This is a genomic window from Gilliamella sp. ESL0254, assembly GCF_013344985.1.
GTDB lineage: Bacteria > Pseudomonadota > Gammaproteobacteria > Enterobacterales > Orbaceae > Gilliamella > Gilliamella bombicola.
This window is the reverse complement of the sequence record NZ_JAAEDU010000001.1, coordinates 133,387-158,825: the sequence shown is the minus strand read 5'-3', so window position 1 is coordinate 158,825 and position 25,439 is coordinate 133,387. Positions and strand designations below refer to the sequence as shown.

The following is a 25,439-nucleotide window of genomic DNA, read 5'->3' as shown; positions in this document are numbered from 1 at the left end:
TTTACCCTAACGTGTCATCTGCATGGAGTATCAATAATTGCTAAGACCAAAAATAAGATGATCAGTTAGCTTTACTCAATAGAGGCTGATAATTTAATATGCAATGCAATCGATGATAATAAAACTCATCTACATAGAGTAGCCTATCTATCTTCTTTGTTGAACATAGGTAACAAATAATTAAACTTTGCTGGAAAATGTTATTAAGAGGTGTCAAGGATGATGTATTTTCTTAACATAATTAGCCTTAAAAAACATAATCCGTTTAAATAAAGCTGATTTTTGTAAAAAAGTTTCAGGAAACACTACGTTTAAGTATAAAAAGGTAGTAAATTTAGTCGAAATGATTGCTTGATCCTTATAGAAAATAGGCGCAATTGATCTTTATGATTATAAATGAAAAAGAGCGTACCCCATTTAATTAAAGGTATACGCTCTTATCTAAAACATAAAAAACTAAGCTGTTTGAATTTGACTTTCTGATTTACCTTGCTCATCTTTATACAATTTATTGTCATATAATTTGACAAAAGGAATATAAATTAGCAAAGCTAAAATAGCTGAAAATATGGCAACAATAGCCGCTTTAAAATCACCGCCAGTGCTAATAAATGCCCCTAATCCCATTGGCGATGGCCATGGAATTAATGCGATGATAGGGTGAATAAAACCGGTATTAATAGCCAAATAACCTAATGTTCCACAAGCCATAGGCGCTAAGAAAAAAGGCAGTGCTAAATAAGGATTATATACAATCGGCATACCAAAAATAACCGGTTCGTTAATATTAAATATTGCTGGCACTACAGATGCTCGCCCTAAGATTTTTAGTTGGCTAGACTTAGCAAAAAATGCAATAAAGAATGTCATTAATAAGGTAGAACCTGATCCCCCTAAAATCACAAGTGAATTATTAAATTCACCTGCAAAAGGAATATGTGCTCCCGCCGTATTTTCAGTCATATTAGTTAACATAATCGGGGTAATAAATGCCCCAATAATACTCGCACCATGAATCCCAACCACCCATAATGCATGGATTAAAAATAGGATAACCATAATACCCAACCAACTTTTGGTGAGATTGGTTACAAAGGCAAATGGTACAGCAATGATATTAAAAATATCAGTACCAAAATAGATCAAAATACCATTAAGAACGATCACAAAAAAAGCAATCACAAAAGTTGGGATCAGTGCAGTAAAGGAACGTGAAACACCAAGTGGAACTGTTTCTGGCATTTTCACAACCCAGTTACGCCTGACGCATAAAAAATAAAGATGAGTCGCCACAATAGCCATAACTATTGCAATAAATATACCAGATGTCCCCAACCTAAAGACAAAGGGTTTTAAACGTAGACCATTAAAGACTAAATTACTTTGATCATTGAGTAAGGTTATCACACCATTTTGCATAATCAGTTCAGGCAAGGTCATGAAAAAGGCAAAAACGGATAACATTGCCCCATTAAGAGCATTAACTTTAAGACCGGTTTCTTCCGCTTCAATCTTAGTCAGTTCATAACCAACAACAAAGTTAAAATAAAGGGCTAAAATACCGATTGTTGCCGTATTAGCAATCATATAGAGATCACTCACTCTAAAAAAAGTATTTTCAAAAAAGCCTTCTAATCCCGTAAATGTCATTGGCAACGTGTTGAATACTAAAAACATGGAACCAACAATAGAAAAAGGTACTGACGCCATTCCCGCCGCCATTACAGCTCGAACAATTTTAAATTGTGATATTTTCGCCATGGGCGTCATCAGGTATTTCTGTAAAATAACAAATCCCGTATTCATTTTGTTTTCCTCATCTAATTAATAAATTCTTCGTAAGCTTGGATTCTTTTGAAATGCAAATCCTGATTATGTTGAATTTTATTTAACTTGCTAAGCATTAAGGTGATAATAATTAGGTTTACCGTCAGTAACACCATTAATACATGTAAAGCATCTGGTGTCTGTTTTAAAAATGGAAAGAAAAAGTGATACAAAGGGGTATAGAGCGTAATCATTAGTGTCACAAAAACTATCGCTAAGGCACGATAAAATAGCCGCGCATAAGGCAATTTATTGCAGTGATGTCGATAAAGTTTAATTTGTTCCCATGTGGAGAGTATGCCTAAAACAAAAAGAGCAAGCGGTAAAATCGCTACCATCGACAATGACCCCATTAAAAAGGTTGCCCAATAAAGATTTAAAAATAAAAAAAATGCGACGGTATAGCGAATCGCTAAAAATCGATTAAAATAGAGATTGGTTAGGCTGATTTTTTTATGCATTGTTAGCTTTTGTGTCATTATGCCACTCCTTATTTAGCCCTTTAATGTTGTTTCTAGCTCATGATGTTTTTCATATAGGTGTAACATTTCAATCGCCATTTCTCGAAAACTCATGGTTGTCATTAAGTGATCTTGTGCATGCACCATAATAATTTCCATCGTGATTTTGGTGCCATTTGCATAATTTTGCAGTAATTGTGTTTGTGAATGGTGTGCTTGTAAGATCTCTTTATTTGCTTCTTCAAGCAATTGATTGGCGGCACTAAAATCGGCTTGTCTCATCGCCTTAAAAGCATCGTGAATTTTAGTTTTAGCATTACCACTATATAAAATAATATTAAAAGCAATAAGTTGAATATCCTCTGAGCTCATTTCCTGATTCATTGCTATACCCCTTTTTCAATAAGTTGGATAAAAAGTTGTTTAAATTGGTGAAAATTATCTGTTTTCAATAGTTTTGATTGCATTTCTAAATCATCAATCAAGTTAACAATCGCTTTTGTCATCATCGCAAGAGTCGGATTTTGATAAATCGAGGGTGAAATCATAAAGATAAAGCGGATTTGAGGGTAATTATCATCCCAAAATACGCCATCAGGGATTAATGCAATGCCAATTTTAGGCAATTTTCCCACTGGCATTGCTGGATGTGGCACCACAATGGTTGGGCTAAAGAAAATATCGCCTAATCGCATACGGTTTTCCATTTGCTTTATCATCTGTTGTTTATAATCGCTAGTTTCATTTAGCGCTAAAAGATCAAGTAAACAATTTAAAACTTGTTCTTTACTTTGCGGCTGGTCACATCGGTAAAAATAATCAGCGGATAAATCATCTACCATTTGCAAAGCATCAATAACATGATCTAAACAGCTTGAGGTTAATATTGGCTCTTTATGTGTCGAAATAAGCATATTAGGTGACGAAAGATGACGGCGAATTTTTTGTACATCATCTTCGGTAAAAAATACTGAAACATGAAAAACTGGAACTTTAAATACTTTTGATGAAAGATCCACTGACGAGATAATAAAATCAATCTTGTCTAATATCTTCGGCTCAATTTCATAATACCCTTGCGTGGCAACAATTTTGATTCTTTCATTAAATTCACATTCAACGCGATTTTTTAGTAGTTGAGCACTACCAAGACCTGTTGCACAAATAATTAATACTTTGGCTTTTTGTTCATTTTTCAGTTTTTCAATCGAAGCTAAAAAGTGCAAAGTTAAATAGCCCCATTCATCATCATGAATAGTAAATGTTTTAAGCTCAGGAAGCTGGCTAAGGTAATTTTTAACTAACTTAAACAATTCTGGAGAATTGGCTTTAATTTCATTAAGTAATGGATTTTTCAGTTTAATATGTTGCTTTAAGCGAACAATCATTGGTTTTAAGTGTTGAATAATGCCGTTTTTCAATTGCTCATCATTTAAAAATAAATATCCTGTCTCTTGTTCTATTTTGATGAGTAAATGAGTCAAAGACGAATACAACTCAGCATCAAAATCATTTTGGCAAAAATTTGATTTACTCATTAAATGTAAAGTTAAATACATTTGTTCTTCTTTTGGAAAACAAAAACCTGTTACCTTTTCAATTCTATTGATAATCTTTTTAGCGACTTGATATTCTAAAGTGTTTTTTGTCAATTGTGACATATCAAGATTTTGAATAGAAAGCCCTGACTGTAAGCGTTTAATGCTTAATGACAGATGTAACACGATATTTTGCATCATCACATCGGATAATTGTATTTTTGCCTCACGGCATTCATCTAAAATAATAATGGTTAACGAATCAAAACTAATGACATCACTAAAGTTATTTAAATGCGTTAGGTGCTGCAAAAGATTAATCGATCCATCATGGAAAAAATAACTCAAAATGAAATGTCGTTTTGCTTTTTCCTCGCCCTCAACATAAAACAAGGATTGACTTTTTTTGACTGTCAGACCATACGGTTTAAGTTGATGCTTAATTTCTAAAATATCTTTATTGAGTTGGGAAGAACTAATAAATAATCGCTCTGATAATGCCTCTATATCAATTTTTTGACATTCTAACAATAACAGATTAAGAATATGATGTTTTCTTTGACTTGCTTCTCGACAATTCGCTTGTTCTTCATTGCGATCTAATAGATGATGTTCAATTAGAAATAAATTGAAAGCGGTTCTATCTTTAATTTGTAGTTGGTAGCCATAACCTTGTTTACTAACGATAGTGCCACCATGACTTTCAACCAATGGTTTTAAATCATTAAGGTAAGTGCGAACAGTGCGATCTGATAATGATAGCTCAGTTGCTAACCATGCACTACTTTTGAATAAATTTTTAGCATGAACCAATAAACTAATAAGGTCACGTTGTTTGTTTTTAATCACAATTATCCAAACCTGTGCCAACTAAAACCATATTGTTAATAATATAGTGACGGTTTTCACTCGTTAGGTAATCACGCCACAGCCCCTGCCAGATAATAAGGCGCTACCATTTGGCAGACGCCAAACCTATATCTAAAGCAAAAATTCATTGAAATTATTGGATGTTATTCTCAATTAACTTGGCTAATTGTTCAATGCCCGATTGAATGGGTATATAGGCCTGAAAAGGAATACTTACAACAGGTTTACCCACTTCATCACCCAAACTTTTCAATTTATCAAACATCATCATCGTTTGTGGACTAATTAAAAAAAGTGAAAAATCACTATTTTGAATCATATTTCCGCCTTCGGTTGCCGAGACTGCATCAACCAAAATTGTTTTATCTTTGCTAGCAAAATATTCTGTTACTTTTTTAGCCATTAGTGATGATGACATACCTGCCGCACAAATGATTAATGCTTTTTTCATAAATTCCCCTAAAAATAGTTATGCTTTATAAGACTTCGCCATTAGACTCAATCACTCTTTTAAACCATGCGAATGAGGCTTTGCGGCTACGTTTTAGTGAACCGTTACCTTTGTTATCTTTATCAACATAGATAAATCCATAACGTTTTTCCATTTCACCTGTCCCTGCTGAAACAAGATCAATACATCCCCAAGGAGTGTATCCCATCAAATCAACACCATCTTCTTCAACAGCAAGTTTCATTTGTTTAATATGTTCACGCAGATAATCAATACGGTAAGCATCGTGCACGCTACCATCAGCTTCGACTTTATCGTAGGCGCCAAAACCATTTTCAACTATGAAAAGCGGTAAACGATACATATCAGTTAACCAATTAAGTGTATAACGAAGTCCCTCAGGATCGATTTGCCAACCCCAATCTGATTTTTTAACATATTGATTGCCGATCAGATCGGTTTTTTCGTTATATTCATAGCTTTCATTATCTTCTTTTTTCCTAATTGCATTAGACATGTAATAGCTAAAGCCAATGTAATCAACTGTTCCATTTTTCAAGAACTCAAGATCTTGATTGGTGATATCAAGTTTAAAATCTTTACGTTGCCAATAATTTTTAATATGGTTTGGATACTCTCCATGGACATGAACATCACCAAAAAAATATTTACGCTCCATCGCCTTTTGTGCCATTAGAATATCACCTGGTTTACAAGTCTCTGGATAGATAGGGATCATCGCCAACATACAGCCTATTTTAAAATCAGGATTAATAGCATGACCAATTTGTACCGCTTTAGCACTAGCAACTAATTCATAATGTGCAGCTTGATACATAATCTGCTCGCGATCGTCGCTTTGTTTATAGAAAATACCTGAGTTAGTAAACGGTGCAAAATCTTCATTAAAGTTAGCTTGATTATTGATTTCGTTAAAAGTCATCCAATATTTGACTTTATTCTTATAACGTTCAAAACATACCTCGGCAAAACGGACAAAAAAATTAATTAATTTACGGTTACGGAATCCTCCATACTCAGTAACAAGGTAATAAGGTAATTCAAAATGAGAAAGTGTAACAACTGGCTCAATATTGTATTTTAAGCATTCATCAAAAAGATCATCATAAAATTTTAACCCATCTTCATTTGGTGCAAGTTCATCACCTTTTGGAAAGATACGAGTCCAAGCAATAGAAGTACGAAAACATTTAAAACCCATTTCAGCAAATAACTTAATATCACCTTTATAATGATGATAAAAATCAATAGCTTCATGATTAGGATAATATTCACCTTCAATAACACCTTCAGTAATTTTACGATAACTTTTTGGTGAACCAACAGTCATCACATCAGCGACACTTATTCCTTTTCCACCAACTTGCCAAGCACCTTCTAATTGATGAGCAGCAACAGCACCACCCCACAAAAAATCTTTTGGTAAACCTCTATTTTTCATAATTAAGCACCTGTATTTATTGATAATTCAAATTTAGTATAAAAGGGAAAAAATAGAATTACTAACCAACTTTTTCCTTATTGATCAGGAAAAATATAAGTATATCTGTAGAGGACAGGTGATTAGTGAAATGTGCAGCTTTTTGTGATATTTACCGAAATGTGATAAATATCACAAAAATGAATAATAAACTTTAAATATTTGAAGTTAACTTTTAAATAAATTCTTCAAACCCATCAGTATATTTTGATGGCACAAACTCGATAATCTCATATTGAGCAATGTGATGAATATAAAACGGATCTTTTTGTAATATTGCTAGCGCTTGCTCTTTATTCTCAGCACGACAAATAATCACACCACCTGTACGAGGGACTTTTGGACCTGATGCAATAAAATGTCCCGATCGGTAATAGTCCTCAAGATAATCAATATGCTGTGACAAATATTTTTCTACTTCAGTAATGGGTTTTACATAAGTAAGTGTATAAATAAACATAATATAGATCCTTAATAAATATACAAAAAATAAATTTTTCAAAATGTTAAGCTGTGTTGCTCAACTTAAACCATTTAAATATCTATTTAGCTACCCATTTACCATCTTCACCTTTGTGATAAACCTTTTCGACAGCAGCCCAAGCTACTTTAAAAGCAATCGTTTCTGGTGCACTGTTATCACGCCGTTTATGCGGATCTTGATATTCCTTAATTGCACTATTAAATGCTTCTTTAAAAATATCTTGTGCATGTTCAGGCAAGACATGGCGTACTGAATCAGGTAAATCTTCACGTGTTTTATATGGCATATCACATTCCCTCATAAATTAATCTTAGATGACTGAAAATTTAAAATGGTAATGGTAAAAATAGCACTCCAACGAATGTAGTCCGATTTATAAAATAATACAAGCTAATTTCATTTAAGAATCCGCTGATGTGATCTAACGAGTCGGAATTGCTCGCATTGTTGATAGTAATTTCAGCAATGACAGTAATGCATATACCTAACGCCGTATCCCAGATAAGCGATTATGGCGTCTATATCATAAAAAAATCACCGTTATCGATTGGCTAAATATGTATGGTCAGTCTTCCGATCATTTATAACCAGCTAACAAAAAACAAAGCCAGATTGAAGATAAATTAAGACAGCAAGCTAAATTTTTGTAAAAAATATTCAGGATTCTATACCGTTTCGTGATTAATTAACACTTCGCAGTATCTATTCAGGCAAATATATTTAAATACCACATTCTTATATTTATGAAATAAATATTTAGAGTTCTTTGTTATCTCGTATTTTTATCAACTCATCAACACATTGTTTTGCTGCTTTTTTGTATTCTTGTGTCTCTGCCTCAGAAAGTTTTTTATCTATTCTTGCTTCAAATAATTCAAAATTACCTAAAAAATCCCATTCAGGTATGGATATTTGTATTTCACCATTAACAAATACCGAAAATAAGGTAATCTTATGCGCTCCAACAGATTCTCGATAGACAATATTGTTGATGCTTTTTACATCTAAATCTAATTTTCCACCTACTGACAAATCGTTAGGAATCTCCGTAATTTTGGTTTCATGCAAAGATAAATCACCTGCTACAGATAGGTTATCGGGTAATTTAGTTACAGGTGATTTATATAAATAAAGCCCGCTATTTAATGATAGATTATTGGGTAGCTCGGTTATTTGGGTTTCATATAAATACAAATCACCTGCTACAGATAAATTAGCAGGCAACGCGGCAATTTGAGTACTTCTTAAATAAATATAACCACCCACCGTTAAATTATCAGATAACTTAGTTAATTTTCCTTTGTATAAGGTTAAATTCCCTTTCAATGATAAATTATCAGGTAATTGAGTAATGTTGCTATCATCCAAATATAAATTGCCATCTAAAGCAAAATTATTGGGTAATTCAATGGTACTTGAACTAGTCAATTTCAAAGTTCCACCAATAAATAAATTATCAGGTAATTTATTTACTTTACCAAAACTCAAATTTAAATCACCACCAACTGATAAATGTTCTGGCAATTCAGTTATACGACGAGATAAAACCAAATTTTTTTTAACTGAAAGGCCTTCTGGTAATTTATTTACGCTTGAACCCAATAAATATAGTTCGCCATTCAAAAATAAATCATTTGGGATTTCTTCTATGCCAGACGATACATCCAAATGACCACCAACCATTAAATTATTAGGTAATTTTTCTAGATTGTTGGCAAATAAATGAAGATTTCCACCTACATAAAAATTGTCAGGTAAATAATTAAGCGGATTCTCAGATAAATCCAAATCTCCTTTCACAGACAAGTTATCGGGTATTTCATACAGATTATTACGTCTTAAATCTAAATCTCCGCCAACAAATAGATTGTCAGGCAATTCATTTACTTTACCAAAACTCAAATCTAAATTACCACCAACAGATAAATTAGTTGCCGACACTATATCACTTTTAAGGTTATTGCATAAATTCAAATCGCCGCTTACAGATAAGTTATTTGGTAGAAATTTGATAAAACATGGGTTGATATCTAATTTACCACTAATAAATAAATTATCGGGTAATGAAAAAATATATTCATTGTCCAAATTTAAAGAATCGTAAACAAATATAGAATTACCCTTAATTGAGTAATCAATTTTTTTATAATCTAAATAATCAAAAAACGCTCCATGTTTTTCATACAGAAGTTCAATAGGATTGGTTCTCGTTTCATTTTCAACATTTGCAATAACCAAACAGGAAAACAAACTTAACATCAATCCAGTAACAAAAGTTTTTATATTAATTTTATTTAATATTTTCATATTGCAAATCCTTTTATATGGATCGATTAATATTTCTGCGCTTAGCTAATTCATCAATACAGTCTTGTGCGACTTGTTTGTATTGTTTTGCTACTACCTCAGAAAATTTTTTATCTATTTTTGATTCAAATGATTTAAGGTTGCCTAAAAATTTCCAGCTAGGTACCGATATCTGTATTTCTCCATTATTAAATACAGAAAACAGCTTAATGTCATCTTCACCAACATGTTCACGATAAACAATATTAGTTATCTTTTGAACATCCAAATCCAAACCTTTACCCACTGATAAATTCTCGGGTAATGTGGTTATATTGGTGTTATTTAATTTCAAATTTCTACCTACTGATAAATTGTCAGGCAGTTTGGTGATAGGCGTATCAGATAAATCCATATCACCCTTAAGTAATAAATTACTTGGTAGTTCAGTTATTGGTGTATTGTTGAAGTACAAATCATCATAGACATAGAAGTTATCTGGCAATTTAGTAATGCGGGTATTGCTAGCATTTAACCTGTTTACATATATTCCATCAGGTAATTCACTTATCACCGTGTCACTAATATCTAAAAGACCTTTTACATATAATTTATTAGGAAGTCTAGTTAACATGGTCTCACTTAGATCCATACTTCCTTTTATAAATAGCCTATTAGGAATTTTGGTTATTGTAGTGCCCCGAAAATCTATCCATACATCGCTGTCGCTATAATGAATATAAATAAATCGATCTGTGTCTAACAATGGATATCTATGTAGTTTATTTAAAAACGCTTCATCTTCTTGTCTACTTTTAGCTGGTGTAGAAGATAGCGTAACCGCCTCTTTTATCGTGTTTTTTGCTTTTGGATTTTCAACGTCACTAGTAGTTATTTGGTTGTTATTTACTACATTGTTTTTTCTCATCTCGATTAATTCGTCAACACACTCTTTTGCGGCTTGTTTGTATTGCTGAGCAGTCACACCTTGATAGTTTGCATCTATTTTTCTTTCAAATGATTTAAGGTTCCCTAAAAATTCCCAGCTAGGTACCGATATTTGTATTTCTCCATTAACAAATACAGAAAATAATGTAATTTGATCTTCGCCAATATATTCACGATAAGCAATATTACGAATTCTTCTTACATCTAAAATGAGCGATTTCCCTACCTTTAAATTATCTGGTAATTGAGTTATTGGTGTGCCTCTTAAGTCTAAATGCTGACCAACAGAAAGGTTATTAGGTAATTGAGATATAAAGCTGTCTCTCAAAAATAGATAATTCACATATAAATCATCAGGTAATTGAGTTATAAAGCTATCCCCTAAATTTAAATAGTTAACAAATAAACGATTAGGTAACTCCGTTAAAATGCCGCAAGAAAGAATTTCAAACTCACCATCAACCGATAAATTATAGGGAAGTTGAGGTAGTTGGGTTACTTTAATCCCATCACAGTTTAAGTTACCTTTTATGGATAAATTATCAGGTAATTGAATAGAGCTATCCTTAATTTTAAACCAGCCATCAATAATAATATTATTATTCTTAAATGAATATTCGATCTTTTCATAATCTAAGAATTTAAAAAAATCTTTGTATTGCTCTTGAACAATTAATAAATTGGCTTGATTTTTTCTCATCTCAATCAAGTCATTGACACATTCTTTGGCTGCCTGTTTATATTTTTCTATTTCTGACTGATATTCATCTTCAGTGGTTTGTGAGTATTCTTCATCAATTTTTGCGTCAAATGAGTTAAGATCACCTAAAAATCGCCATGCTGGTACTGATATTTTTATTTCATTGTCAATAAATACAGCAAATAATGTAATATCATCAATACCCACTTCTTGACGATAAGCTATATTATTAATCTGCTCTACAGGTAAACTAATTGAACCTGCATGTAAATCTTCAGGTAATTGGTTTATTTTGGTTTTATATAAAATTAAATCACCCTCAACAGATAAATTATTGGGTAATTGCCTTATATAGTTATTATTTAAATATAAATCACCTTCTATCGATAAATTATCTGGTAAGATAAATTTGGCTTCATCATCATCTATGTATAAATTATCACTAATATAAATGTGATTATCTTTAATTGAATAGTCAGTTTCTTGTTGCTTTAGATAATTGAAAAATAATTTATATCTTAAATTAACTTGTTGACTGTTTTTTTTGTCTATCAAACTATCAATATCTGTTATTAAGCTATTGACCTTTTCATTTTCAGAATTTTTTACAAATAAGCAAAGAAAAATTGTTAATAGTATGCCTATACTGATAATTAACAAATTCTTTACATTTAAAATATTCATATACTAAATCCTATATCCCAATAATTTACTTCCTAAAAAGTATTAAGAAGTTATTTTTATAATTATTTTTGCCAAAATTATATAACATTACATAAAAACGAAGAAGTTTGCGGTAAAGATGGCAGGCTAAGTGAACTTAGGGTTCAATGTCTTTATTTGCGTACTACTTGCTCTAGGCCCCGCTAACGTTACCCGTGTCATACCTTCATTATCAGGTGACGGCGTCATGATAGCAGTTATTCCACCATGAGATACAGGAGCCCAAACCAATTGACTTCCATTCACGCCTCCTATATCTAAATCAAAATACAATCCATCAGCACCCGTCGTTGGAAAGTTAAAACCATAAGAGGATGGATCTGTAGATTGAACTAACAACCCTTTATTAGGATTCCAAATGTTAGTAACTCCGGCGTAAGAGCCTGTATCAAGAGCCGTGTTCCCTACCTTTAAATAACAAACTTTAGGTTGTGCCTTTGGATTGATGTAATAGGTTACCGAATCGCTTGTAAAAACACGACTATTTAGCATACCGTACTGTATCGCTAAACGACTAATGCCACTATTTAACAATATTTTATAAGGAGCTTTACAGATATCTAAAACATCACTACGACTTACTGCATTACCATCTTTGTCGGTAAACATAACCAATAAATTCCCTTTTGCTGTGATGCTAGTTGCAAATTTATCATTCCCCCAATAATGATAAATGTTCACTAAGTCACTTAAACTAACTGAACTCACTAACGGTGGCAGCATCATATCTATATCACTAAGACTTTGCTCCACCACTGGTAATACGATGGGATTGATAACCGTTGATGTGTTAGTTAATGGCGTGATTTTGATACCGTTCGATAACTTAATACTTAATAAGTCATCAATTGCCGTCACCCTTGGTTATTCTACTATCAGACGTCAAATAGGGAAAAGAACCGTGAATAACAGGTGGTGTCTGCACCGATAATGCCTGCGAACTGTGCAAATACAGCAATAATAGTTGAGCAAAAACCAATAGCGAATTGCTTCTTGGCGAAAATCTTACCGATAATCTCGGTGATTTCGATGATAAAAATGAGAATTGAATCTGTTTTGACTACGCTGTAAATGGAGTAGATTTAAGGCATAGGCTTGGCAAGTCAGATACCAACTACGATAACGCATAATGATTAACCAATCAGGTAATTTTTGTTTTATTTCGATTGTTTATGATTCTTTGCTCATCAAATGATGATACTTTTTACTAAAAAGCATCGAAATTATAGCAGTTGAACGCTAAAGCACCCGTTTTTTTATTAATTTATTAAGTGATTTGTTTTGGGGAGTATTGTCTGGTTAAAAACACCTAAAAAAATTAACTAAAACCAATTGCCTTTCCGACAGTTTTTTGTGCATGTTTATATGAAATATAACAATTACCGTTCATGCTAGTCAAAATGACGCTGTTTAGTCAAGTTTAGCTTTGTTGTTTGTTTACATCAACAACAAAGCGTCCTTTTACTTTTCCTGCAATCATTTGATCTGCCACTTTAGCACACTCGTTTAATGTGATTGTTCTGCCGACATAAGATAAGATGTCTTCATCTAGATGCTGCGCTAATAAATTCCATGCTGTTACGCGTTTATCATAACTTGCCATAACACTATCCACCCCAGCCAAAGTTATGCCACGTAAAATAAATGGCGCAACAGTTGCGGGAAAGTCCATGCCTTGGGCAAGCCCAAGGCATACAACAATGCCGCCATATTGGGTCTGTGCACAAGCATTTGCTAAAGTGTGCGAACCAACTGCATCAACAACAGCTGACCACATTTCTTTTTGTAATGGTTTACCCGTTTCTTTTAAGGTTTGGCTATCAATAACATTAACCGCCCCCAGTTTTTGTAAATAATGTGCTTCATCCATTTTACTGGTCGATGCCGTAACTTGATAACCTAATTTAGTTAGTAAAGTGATGGCAATCGAGCCCACTCCACCACTTGCTCCCGTTACCAATACCATGCCATCTTGTGGTTTTACACCAAAATCAACAATACGCAGGATGCATAAAGCTGCAGTATAACCGGCTGTGCCAATGATCATTGATTGATAAGCGGTGAGATTGTCAGGTAGCGGAATCAGCCAGTCAGATTGTAAATAAGCATATTGAGCCAAACAGCCCCAATGAGTTTCGCCACACCCCCACCCATTTAAAATCACCCTATCGCCTTTTTGATAACGGCCACTAGCACATTCAATTACCGTACCAACACCATCAATCCCTGGCACCATTGGCCATTGCCTTACAACTGGACTTTTGTTGGTGATAGCTAATGCATCTTTATAGTTAATACTTGAATACGCAACTTGGATCAATGTATCACCTTGCTGTGTCAATAATTGTTGTTTATTAACATTTTTTAGTGAACAGGTAACCCCCGTCGCTTCTTCTTTTTCTAGAATAATGGCATTGAATGACATAATGTTTCCTTATAGCTTAAGGTACTCAAGTAAAGTGAGCAATTGCCTTAAATACAAGTTTCCAATAATAAGTAGTCATTCAAGAAAAAGCAACGTGATATGTTACATATGACAACGATCAAACTGGTAGTGCTTTCGAAAAGTAGGATTAACCCTAATGCTAGCAAGCTTTAGAGGTGAAAACACTACGATAAAGACTTCGATAGCCTATGGTCTATAGCAAAGAAAGCCAGATTGAAGATAAATTAAGACAGCAAGCTAAATTTTTGTAAAAAATATTCAGGATTCTATACCGTTTCGTGGTTAATTAATACTTCACCGTATCTCGTATCTATTTGTTAAAACATGTAATAACCATCGTATCAATCAATGCCAGAATTATTATAAAAATTGAGCATAAACATAGCAATTCATCGTTTGAACTTTATATTTTATTAGAAATAATCATTAAAAGATAATAAAGTATTAACGCAATGAATTTATAATGCAAAATTAAGGAAATAAACAATGAAAAAAAAATTTTTAACCGTATTGATTGCTGGATTTTTGATGATTGGCTGTGATGACAAACCAACCGAAAACAAAACGCAACAACCCACAGCAACTTCAGAGGCTAAACCTTCTGATTCTAAAAAGACTGAAGATGTTTCACGGCAATTTGCACTGAAAGCACGTAAAGGTAATATATGGCTAGAGGTTTTTAATGCTAATGTCTCCCAAGCTGCAGATGAATTAAGAGGGAATGGGCGTGGCAAGATGACTTCTTCTCTTTATCATCTTGATAGCAGAGTTAAGGATTTTTTAAGAGGTCTCAGTGATAAAAACGGTAAAATTGATGTCAATCGAGTGAAAAAAAATCCAACGAAACTTTTTATCGGCTCTCACCCAGAACCAAAGGAGCTTGATGAATATAAACAATTGATTACTGAGTTATTAGCATTTAAACCAGAGTTACCCGAACTTGATGCCGCAGGCAAAGCATTAAGTGATAAATACGTTGAAATAGGATTAGCTTATGACCAGATAGCTAAATATTATTTAAATAATGAGTACAAATTGGATGACTTTGCCAAATTACCTGAACTGTTAAATAATTTGAACACGCTTTATAACCAATATATTGAAGCAAAAAGTGTGGCTTTAGCGGCTTATGGTAAATTATACCAAGAAATCCATGCATTTCAAAAATCAGAAATAAAAAACAAAGGGTTAACACTTAACTACAATTGCATGGAAATCATGGATTTATCTGAAGATGTTATCGATTTAATCAATGAAAGTTTTAACGAAGACAACCAGTTTAAAAATCTCGATAAATCAGCCCTTGAACAAAAAATTCAACAAATAGAATCCATAGCCAATGAATTAATGACGAATAAAGGCAAAAATAAATTGATTAAACAACAAGGTTTAAACGATATGTATTATGACCGTTTTGTTGATCGTTTACCTGGATTGATTAATCAAATGAAAGTAGTTTTAAAAAATTTACAGACCAATACTGTAGAAAGAGAAGTTGATTCTTTGAATGGGGAACTTAAAAGTGTAATTGACGGCTATAATCAAGTAATCAATTAAAAATAGATAAACATCGTTTCATTGCTAACATTTTAGTCATTATCAATGACAATAAATAGTGGTATAAATAACAACGGTGTAAATATTACACCGTTTGCAATGCATGAATTTTAGTTAAATAACCATCTGCATATCATTATGTAGTTGGTTATGTAGATGAATGCAAATAGAACTCAATACTTAATATGCGTTGATATTCATTTTTCTATTTTGTGCTGCCGATGAAACTGCGCCAATAAAAACCACATCACTTGACGAATTTAATGCAGTTTCAACCGAATCTTGAATCACGCCGATAGCAATTCCAATGCAAATCACTTTAGCTGAAATTTCGTTAGGAATACCAAACATACTACACGCGACAGGAATAAGCAGTAAAGATCCCCCCGCAATTCCCGATGCCCCACAAGCACATACTGAAGTTACAACACAAAGTAATACTGCAGAATAGATATCAACATGTATACCAGCACTAGCCGGCATTGAATTCACCGTGGCTAAAGTTAAAACCGTTATAGTAACAGCAGCGCCCGACATATTAATTGCAGCGCCTAATGGCACAGCAACGGTATAGGTATCTTCATCCATGTTATATTTCTTACAGATTCCCATATTGACAGGAATATTTGCAGCTGAGCTACGTGTAAAAAAAGCAGGAATCGCACTTTCTTTTAAAGCAGTGAATACTAGTGGATATGGATTCTTTCGCATAACTAGATAAGCTAGTAATGGATTGATAACCAATGCAACAATCGCCATGCAAGAAACTAATACAATTAATAAATGAGCATATTTTTTCAACTCATCAAAACCTGTTTCGGCTAATGTTGAAGCGACAAGTCCAAATACACCCAAAGGCGCAAATCGGATAATAATTCTGACAATAAATGAGATAGCATAAGACAGATCATTCATCATTGTTTTAGTGCTTTCACTAGCGTGCCTTAGTGCCAGACCAATACCAACACCCCAAACAATAAGACCAATATAATTCGCATTTATTAGTGCATTGACAGGATTGTCAATCATCTTTCCAAGTAAGGTTTTTAATACTGCGGTAATATCACTTGGTGGAGTAAGTTCAAGATTATTTAGCGTATCACCAAATGAAATTTGTGACGGAAACGAAAAACTGACAATGGTTGCCAATAATGCAGCTAACATCATACCAACAAAATAAAGAGAAATTAACGGCCGCATATTGGCTTGTTTACCATGTTGGTGATTAGATATCGAGGAAACTACTAAGATAAGCACAAGAATAGGGGCAACTGATTCTAAGGCATTAATAAATAATCCACCCAACAATGACATATTCAGCGCCGTATCTTTAGATACAGCAGCAAGAGTAATGCCCAAAATTAAACCCAACAAAATCTGTGGTATCAATCCTAGTTTAAAATAAAAACGAATCAAAGGATTAGATGATTGTGTCATACTACTTTCCTGTTTATTAAAGACAAATTTAGAACCTTAACATATTTAAATAGTAAATTTATACAAAAAATCATAATAATAAGCTTTTTTTATATATTACTTAGTATGATGATTAAATTTAATTATTCGTTTTTACATTCAAAATATTGTCATCATTCTTAATTGACTTTAAAAAAACAATATCAGCTAAATCTTACCATTTAGCATGCAATTTAAGTAGATCTCCCAAATTTCTGTCACTTTTAAATAAAGTATATATTTTAATAACACAGATAAAATTTGAACAATGCAAACGAGGGAATTTCACCCTCGTTTTATTTTGCCCTACAAGCGCTAACTAATTTCAGCTATTGCATCCCCAGCATTAATATAATCGCCTTCTTGGATAGTTCTTTTTAACGTGCCACCTCGGTGTGCAATGACTTGAACTTCCATTTTCATGGCTTCCATAATCGCAATAACATCCCCTTCATTTACGCTTTGATGGTCATTAACTACCCATTTAAAAAGGTTACCAGAAACAGGCGATAGGACAATCAAATCAGATAATGTTTCTTTCACGCAGGAAGATGCATCTAAACTATCATCCTTTTTCAAGGAAAATCCAGCCAAGAGCTGTGTAGGTAAACCCAGCTTACAACGCTTACCGTCAATTTCGATAAAAGTGTGTGTTAAGGTCACTTCTTTTTGTGGTATTTGCCTTTTGGCTGGCTTTATTGTTGCAGTAAATTCTGTTTCAATCCAACGGGTATGCACGTTAAAATCATCACAAAAATCAGGATGTTCAATAACCGCGCGATCAAATGGTAAAACACTTGCAACTCCCTCAATGGCAAATTCAGCCAACGCACGGCGAGCCCTTGCTATGGCGTGCTCACGATTATTGCCAACAACAATCAATTTTGCCATCAGCGAATCAAACGTTGCAGGGATGGTTGAGCCCGTTACCACCCCACTGTCTAGACGTACGCCTGGGCCTGATGGCGCATCAAAACGTGTAATGGTACCAGCTGCAGGTAAAAAACCGTTAGCGGCATCTTCGGCATTGATACGAAACTCAATAGCATGTGATCGAGGGGTCGGTGTTTTATCAATACTAAGCGGTAAACCTTGAGCGATACGCAGTTGTTCAGCAACAAGATCGATGCCGGTTGTTTCTTCTGTCACTGGGTGTTCAACTTGTAATCGCGTATTGACTTCTAGAAAAGACAACTTGCCATCTTGGCTGAGTAAAAACTCAACTGTCCCCACACCAACATAGTTCGCTTTAGCACAAATCGCAATTGATGCTTGCGTAATTTGCTGGTTTAACTGCTCGCTGATAAAAGGAGCTGGAGATTCTTCAATTAATTTTTGATTACGACGTTGTAATGAACAGTCACGCGTACCGACCACAACAATATGACCTAATTTATCAGCAATCACTTGCGCTTCGACATGTCGAGGATTATGCAAAAATTGTTCTAAAAAACACTCGCCACGCCCAAAAGCCGCTGTAGCTTCGCGCACTGCTGAATGATAAAGTTCTTCAACTTCATCCATTTGCCAAGCAACTTTTAAACCACGTCCACCACCACCAAATGCGGCTTTAATGGCAATGGGCAAGCCATAGGTTTGAGCAAATTCTAACGCCTCTTTGGCGTCTTTTACAGGATCTTTGGTACCAACCACTAAAGGCGCACCCACTTGTAATGCAAGCTGTCTGGCTTTAACTTTGTCGCCTAATATTTCGATCGTTTCAGGGTTGGGTCCAACCCAAATTAAGCCTGCATCTTGTACAGCTTTTGCAAATTCAACGCGTTCAGATAAAAAACCATAGCCAGGATGCACCATAGTTGCTCCTGATTTTTTAGCTATTGCAATAATTTTATCAATATCTAAATAGGTTTCACATGGTATATTACCGGCTAGCCCATAAGCTTCATCAGCCATTTGTACATGAAGTGCATCAATATCAGCATCAGCATAAATTGCAATAGATAAAAAACCCATATCACGGCAAGCACGTATAATACGTACGGCAATTTCGCCACGGTTAGCAATCAAGACTTTATGCGTTATGTTTTGATTATTGTCAGACATGATCAACATCACTCCCTTCAAATTCTTTAAACATCCCTATAGGATTAAATTTTATTTTGGCATTGACTGGAATTTGACCGGCCAAATCTAAATGATACTTGCACACAGCACCAATAACAGGATAGCCACCAGTTAAAGGATGATCATTTAAAAATAACACTGGCTGCCCATTAGCGGGAATTTGGATAGCTCCAATGCAAGTCCCTTCGCTCGGTAATTCCTGTTGTTTCTCACGGCTTAATGACCGTTCGCCAGACAAGCGCAAGCCAATACGATTGGAAGCCGGCGTCACCTGCCATAGCTGTGAAACAAGAAGCTCAACAGCTTGCTGAGTAAACCAATCGGTGCGCGGTCCAAGCACGATATCTAATACCACAACATCACCACTAGTTGGGTAATTGATAACGGGTATTTCAGTTAATGAAACAGGGTTTAACACTTTTGCTTGCTTAACTGCCAGTGTTTGACCCGCTTTTAGTGGCAATGGCCCAACTTGTGCAAGGGTATCAAAAGAACAACTAGTCAAAATAGGCGCCACTTGAAAACCACCGCGCACCGCAAAATAACTACGAACGCCACATTTTACATTACCTAAACGGATAATATCACCTAATTCTAATTGAATCGGCTGATACATCGGTGCGGTATAGGTTTCGTTTTTAGCGGTGGTTATTGTGATCTCACATAAAGCCCCCGTCACTGCAACCAACATGGAGCTGTTTATTTGAGCACTAAAACCACCTTGTGTAATCTCTAACGCAGGTTCATTAATGGGGTTTCCTACCACACGGTTAGCACTATGTAATGCGCTTTTATCCATAGCACCTGATTCAGAAATACCTAATGTAGCTTGCCCTACTCGACCATTGTCTTGGAACAGCGTTTGCAGCCCTGTTGCTAATACTGTTATATCTTGTTGTTGGCAAGCAAAATCATCCGGTTTTTTCGATTTGGGTAAATAATAAGTAGTCTGCGATTGGCTCGCATCCACAAAATGAACCCGAGTACCGGGTTTGAACAGCGCTGGCTCATCACGATAAATGTCCCAAACAGCCGTATCAGTGATACCAATCAGCTGCCAACCACCAGGGCTAGCCTGTGGGTAAACACTACTAAACTCACCAGCTAAAGCAACCGATCCAGCAGGAATACGAACGCGGGGCGATTGTCGGCGTGGCACATTAAGCTGAGCTGTTTTAGATACCATATAAGCAAAGCCCGGAGCAAAACCACAAAACGCCACTTGATACTCGTTATTGGTGTGCCTTGCAATCACCTCGGCAACGGTTATACCAAGGTAGTCTGCCACTTGGGATAAATCTTCGCCATTATAACGCACCGGTATTGTCACCAACTCACCAGACTGCATCACGCTTGCCGAAATATCTAGTTGAGCAATATGCTTAGCAAGCGTATTGGCATTAGTCGTAATGGGGTTGTAACGGATCAATACGGTTCGCGCTGCGGGGATTATCTCTTCGATATGCCAATCAGCAAAAACACCTTGAAGCACATCAGTGAGAGCCATGGTTTGCTCAAGGCTATTTAATTCTACAATAAGCGCATCGACATTAACGGGTAAAAATCGCATTAAACACCTCGATATATGGTCAATATCCAATTACTAAAAACACTTATTTTATATTGTTTTGTTATATTAGCGACCAAATTTATAGCCACTTAACAACGTATTGTCTAATCATATTTCAATTTTTGTTGTTAATTGAATTTATTTTTACAAATATTTAACTAACCTAGCGATTATTAGCCTTAGCAAACGGAGCTATATTGATGCCATTTTGCTGTAATTTTTCTCGGACTTTTTGCGCCATAGCCAAAGCGCCGGCACTATCACCATGAACACAAATCGAACCGGCATCAATACGCACAAACTGCCCCTCGATAGCAGTTACACCACCCTCATTAACCAATTGCAACATACGGTCAGCAACAAACTCGGGATCGTGCAACACAGCCCCCGCTTCTTTACGAGACACTAACGTACCATCGGCATGATATGCCCTATCAGCAAAAGCCTCGGCAACCACACGCAAGCCGTTTTCTTTGGCCCACTCAATGAGTTTTGAGCCCGCAAGCGCAACTAAAATCAGTGTTGAATCAACCGAACAAAGTGCATCAATCACTGCCATTGCCTGACGCTTATCATGCGCAATTGTGTTATATAATGCGCCATGAGGCTTAACATAACTCACCTTAGCACCAATTGAAGCGGCTAACCCTTTTAGTGCACCAATTTGATAAATCACATCTGCGGTTAATTCATCGGCGGCTATATCCATATTACGACGGCCAAAACCAACTAAATCAGGATAACCGACATGAGCACCGACTTCGACATGATTAGCTTTGGCCGCTTTTAATGTCTTTAAAATACCCGCTGGCGATCCGGCATGAAATCCGCAAGCAATATTGGCACTGCTAACAACTTTTAGCATTGCCTCATCATTTCCCATCTGCCATTGACCAAAGCTCTCGCCAAGGTCACTGTTTAAATCAATACATTTAGTGATTGTCATATTGTCCTCTATTTTAAATAGTTAAAAATAGTAGCGACCGACATTATGCCCATATACCAAGTAATTGCACATACAACTACACCTGACAGCAATAACCATCTTGGATAATGATATCCAGACATAAGATCAGCTCTTCGCCAACCAATATACACAAAAATAGTCAAACCAAGCGGTAACACTAAACCATTAAAGCCACCGGCAAAAACGAGTAATGATGCTGGTGCTGTCCCCATAGCTAAATAGACCACAAGCGAAACAACAATAAAAATAATAGTGGCAAATTGGCGTTGTTTGTCTGTAATTGTTCGTTTAAAAGGTGTAATAAAAGTCATCGAAGTATAAGCCGCTCCAATAACACTGGTAATGGCTGCCGCCCATAAAATTAAACCAAAAAGACGTAATCCAAACTTGCCTAAAGCAGCCTGAAAAGCTTGCGATGCAGGGTTAGCAGCATAACTTGAAATATCAATTGTCACACCACTTGCCACTACACCTAAAATGGCTAAAAACAAAATATAGCGCATCAAGCCCACAACAATAATCCCTTTGGTTGCCGCACCTGAAACATAATCAATATGCTCAACACCAACCATGCCTTTATCAAGTAAACGGTGAGCACCAGCATAAGAAATATACCCCCCAACCGTTCCCCCAACAATAGTAGTAATCGAGGCAAAATTAACATCACTAGGTAAAACTGTCTCTTTTAACGCTTGACCAACTGGCGGATGTGATGCAAACACCACAAATAATGTCAAAATAATCATTAATAAACCAAAACCAATCATCAATCGATCAATAAAATTACTCGCTTTACGTGACGAAAAGATATAAACCGCTAAAAGCGCACTAATTGCCCCACCCCATTTAGGATCAAGCCCAACCAATGCATTTAAACCTAACCCAGCACCAGCAATATTACCAATATTAAATACTAATCCACCAAAGATAATCAGCACCGCTAGCAAATAACCGCTAAATGGAATCGTTGCATTAGCAATATCTGACGAATTCATTTTGGTTAATGCCACTACTCGCCAAATATTTTGCTGAACAACAAAATCGATAATAATAGATGCTAAAATACCAAAACCAAAAGCAGTGCCAAGCGTAACGGTAAACGTGGCCGTTTGAGTAATAAACCCTGGGCCAATGGCTGATGTCGCCATTAAAAAAATGGCACTGATTAATGAAGCACGCCGATCTTTAACAAAAGCAACGGTACTACTGTTATGATTTTGCATATGCATGTCTCCTCTTAATTTGTTCCTACAGTTATTAATACAACTGCCTATTAGCGACTTTCAACTATGTTAGTTTTAATGACGCTTGCTTAAAAATAATGCAAGCATCATGCCATAGTACATGTTGTTCATTAACAAAAGGCGCTATCATCACTGTTTTTAAGCAAAAATACTAATTAAAAATAGTTATAATTGCCTAACATTGAGGCATAAAAATGAATAAACAACGCTTAACAGACTAGTTTGCACCAAAAGTGAGCATAAAAGAACGTAACTTACGTTTAAACGTTATCATAGAAGACTAACACTTTAACGCATCGACAATCAACTTAAAGACATTCGAATGCCCTTTGCGGCTTGGGTAGTAAAGATAAAAAGAATCATATGTAATGGCAAACTCGGCTAATAACTCAACCAATTGGCCCGAAGCCAATTCCTGCTCAATACCAGAACGAGCAAGCCAAGTAATACCCAAACCATCTAAGGCTGCTTGCTTACGCAAATGATTGTTAATTATAAATTGCGAATGTGGATGGTATTTAACTATTTTGCCTGCTTCCAAAAATTCCCATGGTAATTCTGTACCATGCTCTGAAGATATTCGCATACCAATTAAACGATGCTTGTCCAAATCTTTAATACATGTTGGTGCAGCCTTCGCTTGTAAATAATTGGGGGTAGCCACTAAAGCCATTTTTAAAGGAGGCGATATCTTAACGGCGATCATCTCTTTAGCAATATCACTCCCTAAACGGCATCCCATATCAAACCCCTGCTTAACAATATCCGCCCAACTATTATCAGCTTGAATTTCAACTTTAATTTGTGGATAACGAGGCAAAAAATCGCGTAATTTAGGGTATATAATCTGCTCAACAGCAATACTTGGAGCATTAATTCGGATCGTTCCTGAAGGTGTATTAATAAAATGGTTTAACGCATCAACCTCTTGATGGATCGAATCAAATAACGGTGAAATTTTCCGGAATAACTGTTCTCCGGCCTCGGTGAGTGACACATTACGCGTGGTACGATTAAATAGGCGCAGGTTTAAGCGAGTTTCTAAATTTCGCATACTATGACTTAGCGCTGATGAAGTAATCCCCAATAATTGCCCTGCTTTAACAAAGCTAGAAGTCTGTGCCACAATAATAAAGTAATTTAACTCATTTAGGTTATACACAATCAGCCCCTATTAGTGAATTTAATTCACTACACTATAAAACACCTCCCCATTTATCTCAATAAAAGCCCTCGCTAAACTATCAACAAATCATAGCCAAAGATTAAGCAACAGGCAAAATAGGAGAGGAGCATGACAAAAGAAGTGATTGTATTAAGTGGATCCGGTGCTATAGGTATTGCGATTGTCAGACGCATAGCGATAGGCAAACAACTCCTATTAGCCGACCTAAACCCAGAACACGCCGAAAAGCAAGCCCAACAACTGCACAATGCTGGATTTAATGTACACACCACCGCTTGCGATGTATCAAACCCACAATCGGTCAACAAATTAGTCGAAACAGCCACAAAACTAGGCAAAATAATGGGCTTAGTCAACACTGCTGGGGTATCGCCATCGCAAGCATCTGCCGCACAAATCTTCAACGTTGACTTATACGGCAACGCCCTATTATTGGACGCTTTTAGTCCTGTCATGGCAAAAGGCAGTTCAGCGTTAGTCATTGGATCACAATCTTCACACCGCCTAGCACCTCTAACACAAGAACAAACTAAAGCCCTAGCCTTAACCCCGACCGAAGCCTTGCTTGATTTACCATTTATAAAAAACGTCAACGACACCTTAAAAGCCTATCAACTAGCCAAACGCGGCAACGCCATAAAAGTACAAGTGGAAGCGGTCAAATGGGGATATCGTGGCGCCAGAATAAACTGCATTAGCGCAGGCATAATCCACACCCCTTTAGCAAACGACGAACTTAATGGCGACCGAAAAGATTTTTATCGCAATATGCTAAAACAACTCCCAGTAGGTCGGGGCGGCACACCTGACGAAATTGCCAATCTTGCCGAGTTCATCATGTCAGACAAAGGCGCCTACATAACGGGCAGTGACATATTAATCGATGGCGGCGCCACGGCAAAATATTGGTGGGATAATAACAATTAATTTTAAATGAAATGATATTATCTGAAGGAATAAATTATGCATGAATAAGGTGTTTTTTGTTAAAAAACAGCTAGAAAAAACCTTAATAAAATCAATACCTTTCCTGAACGATTTTTGGGCGGAAAATCAGGCCTTTTTTGTTTTGGTGAATAGAATAAATTAGGTGCGCAGGTTTCGGACGTTTTGACCTTTAGTGAATAAAATAGCTATAGT

Annotated in this window: 20 protein-coding genes; 2 read left to right on the top strand and 18 right to left on the bottom strand. The window is 35.5% G+C overall.

What is annotated here, in order from left to right:
- Positions 1–456: 456 nt before the first annotated feature.
- From celB to acuI, 12 genes are all read right to left on the bottom strand, one after another.
- On the bottom strand, positions 457–1,806 hold the full coding sequence (gene celB, locus GYX25_RS00725) for a PTS cellobiose transporter subunit IIC (RefSeq protein WP_174786445.1): 1,350 nt from the start codon (positions 1,804–1,806) through the stop codon (positions 457–459).
- Positions 1,807–1,820: 14 nt separating this feature from the next.
- Positions 1,821–2,306: a hypothetical protein gene (locus GYX25_RS00720; protein ID WP_174786444.1), complete on the bottom strand. Its 486-nt coding sequence runs from the start codon at positions 2,304–2,306 to the stop codon at positions 1,821–1,823.
- A 15-nt stretch (positions 2,307–2,321) separates the two neighbouring features.
- Positions 2,322–2,660, bottom strand: a complete 339-nt coding sequence (locus tag GYX25_RS00715) for a PTS cellobiose transporter subunit IIA (protein ID WP_160431869.1) — start codon at positions 2,658–2,660, stop codon at positions 2,322–2,324.
- Between the two features lie 14 nt (positions 2,661–2,674).
- On the bottom strand, positions 2,675–4,675 hold the full coding sequence (locus GYX25_RS00710) for a PRD domain-containing protein (RefSeq protein WP_174786443.1): 2,001 nt from the start codon (positions 4,673–4,675) through the stop codon (positions 2,675–2,677).
- 154 nt (positions 4,676–4,829) lie between these two features.
- Positions 4,830–5,147 (bottom strand): PTS cellobiose transporter subunit IIB, encoded by a 318-nt coding sequence (locus GYX25_RS00705; RefSeq protein WP_174786442.1) that lies wholly within the window; start codon positions 5,145–5,147, stop codon positions 4,830–4,832.
- 25 nt (positions 5,148–5,172) lie between these two features.
- Positions 5,173–6,609 (bottom strand): 6-phospho-beta-glucosidase, encoded by a 1,437-nt coding sequence (locus GYX25_RS00700; RefSeq protein ID WP_174786441.1) that lies wholly within the window; start codon positions 6,607–6,609, stop codon positions 5,173–5,175.
- A 214-nt stretch (positions 6,610–6,823) separates the two neighbouring features.
- A complete protein-coding gene (locus tag GYX25_RS00695; RefSeq protein WP_174786440.1) occupies positions 6,824–7,108 on the bottom strand; it encodes a YciI family protein in 285 nt (94 codons plus the stop codon).
- An 82-nt stretch (positions 7,109–7,190) separates the two neighbouring features.
- Complete coding sequence (locus GYX25_RS00690) at positions 7,191–7,418, bottom strand: ChaB family protein (RefSeq protein ID WP_065590864.1); 228 nt, start codon at positions 7,416–7,418, stop codon at positions 7,191–7,193.
- A 470-nt stretch (positions 7,419–7,888) separates the two neighbouring features.
- Positions 7,889–9,439 carry a hypothetical protein gene (locus GYX25_RS00685; RefSeq protein ID WP_091347488.1) on the bottom strand — a complete coding sequence of 517 codons (1,551 nt, stop codon included), beginning with the start codon at positions 9,437–9,439 and terminating at the stop codon, positions 7,889–7,891.
- Between the two features lie 13 nt (positions 9,440–9,452).
- On the bottom strand, positions 9,453–11,750 hold the full coding sequence (locus GYX25_RS00680; protein ID WP_174786439.1) for a hypothetical protein: 2,298 nt from the start codon (positions 11,748–11,750) through the stop codon (positions 9,453–9,455).
- Between the two features lie 126 nt (positions 11,751–11,876).
- Positions 11,877–12,647, bottom strand: a complete 771-nt coding sequence (locus tag GYX25_RS00675; RefSeq protein ID WP_174786438.1) for a hypothetical protein — start codon at positions 12,645–12,647, stop codon at positions 11,877–11,879.
- A 562-nt stretch (positions 12,648–13,209) separates the two neighbouring features.
- Positions 13,210–14,214 (bottom strand): acrylyl-CoA reductase (NADPH), encoded by a 1,005-nt coding sequence (acuI, locus tag GYX25_RS00670; RefSeq protein ID WP_174786437.1) that lies wholly within the window; start codon positions 14,212–14,214, stop codon positions 13,210–13,212.
- A gap of 507 nt (positions 14,215–14,721) precedes the next feature.
- On the opposite strand from acuI, the gene GYX25_RS00665 reads away from it, so the two are divergent.
- A complete protein-coding gene (locus GYX25_RS00665) occupies positions 14,722–15,792 on the top strand; it encodes a DUF3829 domain-containing protein (RefSeq protein ID WP_174786436.1) in 1,071 nt (356 codons plus the stop codon).
- A gap of 180 nt (positions 15,793–15,972) precedes the next feature.
- Here the strand turns inward: GYX25_RS00665 and sstT are convergent, their stop codons facing one another.
- The 6 genes from sstT to GYX25_RS00635 form a co-directional block, all read right to left on the bottom strand.
- Positions 15,973–17,229 carry a serine/threonine transporter SstT gene (sstT, locus tag GYX25_RS00660; RefSeq protein ID WP_174786435.1) on the bottom strand — a complete coding sequence of 419 codons (1,257 nt, stop codon included), beginning with the start codon at positions 17,227–17,229 and terminating at the stop codon, positions 15,973–15,975.
- A gap of 333 nt (positions 17,230–17,562) precedes the next feature.
- Positions 17,563–19,320 (bottom strand): ATP-binding protein, encoded by a 1,758-nt coding sequence (locus GYX25_RS00655; RefSeq protein ID WP_174786434.1) that lies wholly within the window; start codon positions 19,318–19,320, stop codon positions 17,563–17,565.
- Complete coding sequence (locus tag GYX25_RS00650) at positions 19,304–20,902, bottom strand: 5-oxoprolinase subunit B/C family protein (RefSeq protein ID WP_174786433.1); 1,599 nt, start codon at positions 20,900–20,902, stop codon at positions 19,304–19,306. The genes GYX25_RS00655 and GYX25_RS00650 overlap by 17 nt, the downstream gene beginning before the upstream one ends.
- A gap of 163 nt (positions 20,903–21,065) precedes the next feature.
- Complete coding sequence (locus GYX25_RS00645) at positions 21,066–21,842, bottom strand: 5-oxoprolinase subunit PxpA (protein WP_174787017.1); 777 nt, start codon at positions 21,840–21,842, stop codon at positions 21,066–21,068.
- Positions 21,843–21,856: 14 nt separating this feature from the next.
- Positions 21,857–23,098, bottom strand: coding sequence for an NRAMP family divalent metal transporter (locus GYX25_RS00640; protein WP_446718907.1), 1,242 nt, complete (start codon positions 23,096–23,098; stop codon positions 21,857–21,859).
- Positions 23,099–23,393: 295 nt separating this feature from the next.
- Entirely contained in the window at positions 23,394–24,275 is an 882-nt protein-coding gene (locus tag GYX25_RS00635) for a LysR substrate-binding domain-containing protein (RefSeq protein ID WP_174786431.1), read from the bottom strand.
- 132 nt (positions 24,276–24,407) lie between these two features.
- Between GYX25_RS00635 and GYX25_RS00630 the strand changes: the two genes are divergently transcribed.
- Complete coding sequence (locus tag GYX25_RS00630) at positions 24,408–25,226, top strand: SDR family oxidoreductase (RefSeq protein WP_091347507.1); 819 nt, start codon at positions 24,408–24,410, stop codon at positions 25,224–25,226.
- The last annotated feature ends 213 nt before the right edge of the window (positions 25,227–25,439 follow it).

Excerpts from the sequence above, each read along its gene's own strand:
- celB (WP_174786445.1), bottom strand. The coding sequence starts at position 1,806 with ATGAATACGGGATTTGTTATTTTACAGAAATACCTGATGACGCCCATG.
- GYX25_RS00720 (WP_174786444.1), bottom strand. The coding sequence starts at position 2,306 with ATGACACAAAAGCTAACAATGCATAAAAAAATCAGCCTAACCAATCTC.
- GYX25_RS00715 (WP_160431869.1), bottom strand. The coding sequence starts at position 2,660 with ATGAGCTCAGAGGATATTCAACTTATTGCTTTTAATATTATTTTATAT.
- GYX25_RS00705 (WP_174786442.1), bottom strand. The coding sequence starts at position 5,147 with ATGAAAAAAGCATTAATCATTTGTGCGGCAGGTATGTCATCATCACTA.
- GYX25_RS00700 (WP_174786441.1), bottom strand. The coding sequence starts at position 6,609 with ATGAAAAATAGAGGTTTACCAAAAGATTTTTTGTGGGGTGGTGCTGTT.
- GYX25_RS00695 (WP_174786440.1), bottom strand. The coding sequence starts at position 7,108 with ATGTTTATTTATACACTTACTTATGTAAAACCCATTACTGAAGTAGAA.
- GYX25_RS00690 (WP_065590864.1), bottom strand. The coding sequence starts at position 7,418 with ATGCCATATAAAACACGTGAAGATTTACCTGATTCAGTACGCCATGTC.
- GYX25_RS00685 (WP_091347488.1), bottom strand. The coding sequence starts at position 9,439 with ATGAAAATATTAAATAAAATTAATATAAAAACTTTTGTTACTGGATTG.
- GYX25_RS00680 (WP_174786439.1), bottom strand. The coding sequence starts at position 11,750 with ATGAATATTTTAAATGTAAAGAATTTGTTAATTATCAGTATAGGCATA.
- acuI (WP_174786437.1), bottom strand. The coding sequence starts at position 14,214 with ATGTCATTCAATGCCATTATTCTAGAAAAAGAAGAAGCGACGGGGGTT.
- GYX25_RS00665 (WP_174786436.1), top strand. The coding sequence starts at position 14,722 with ATGAAAAAAAAATTTTTAACCGTATTGATTGCTGGATTTTTGATGATT.
- sstT (WP_174786435.1), bottom strand. The coding sequence starts at position 17,229 with ATGACACAATCATCTAATCCTTTGATTCGTTTTTATTTTAAACTAGGA.
- GYX25_RS00655 (WP_174786434.1), bottom strand. The coding sequence starts at position 19,320 with ATGTTGATCATGTCTGACAATAATCAAAACATAACGCATAAAGTCTTG.
- GYX25_RS00650 (WP_174786433.1), bottom strand. The coding sequence starts at position 20,902 with ATGCGATTTTTACCCGTTAATGTCGATGCGCTTATTGTAGAATTAAAT.
- GYX25_RS00640 (WP_446718907.1), bottom strand. The coding sequence starts at position 23,098 with ATGCATATGCAAAATCATAACAGTAGTACCGTTGCTTTTGTTAAAGAT.
- GYX25_RS00630 (WP_091347507.1), top strand. The coding sequence starts at position 24,408 with ATGACAAAAGAAGTGATTGTATTAAGTGGATCCGGTGCTATAGGTATT.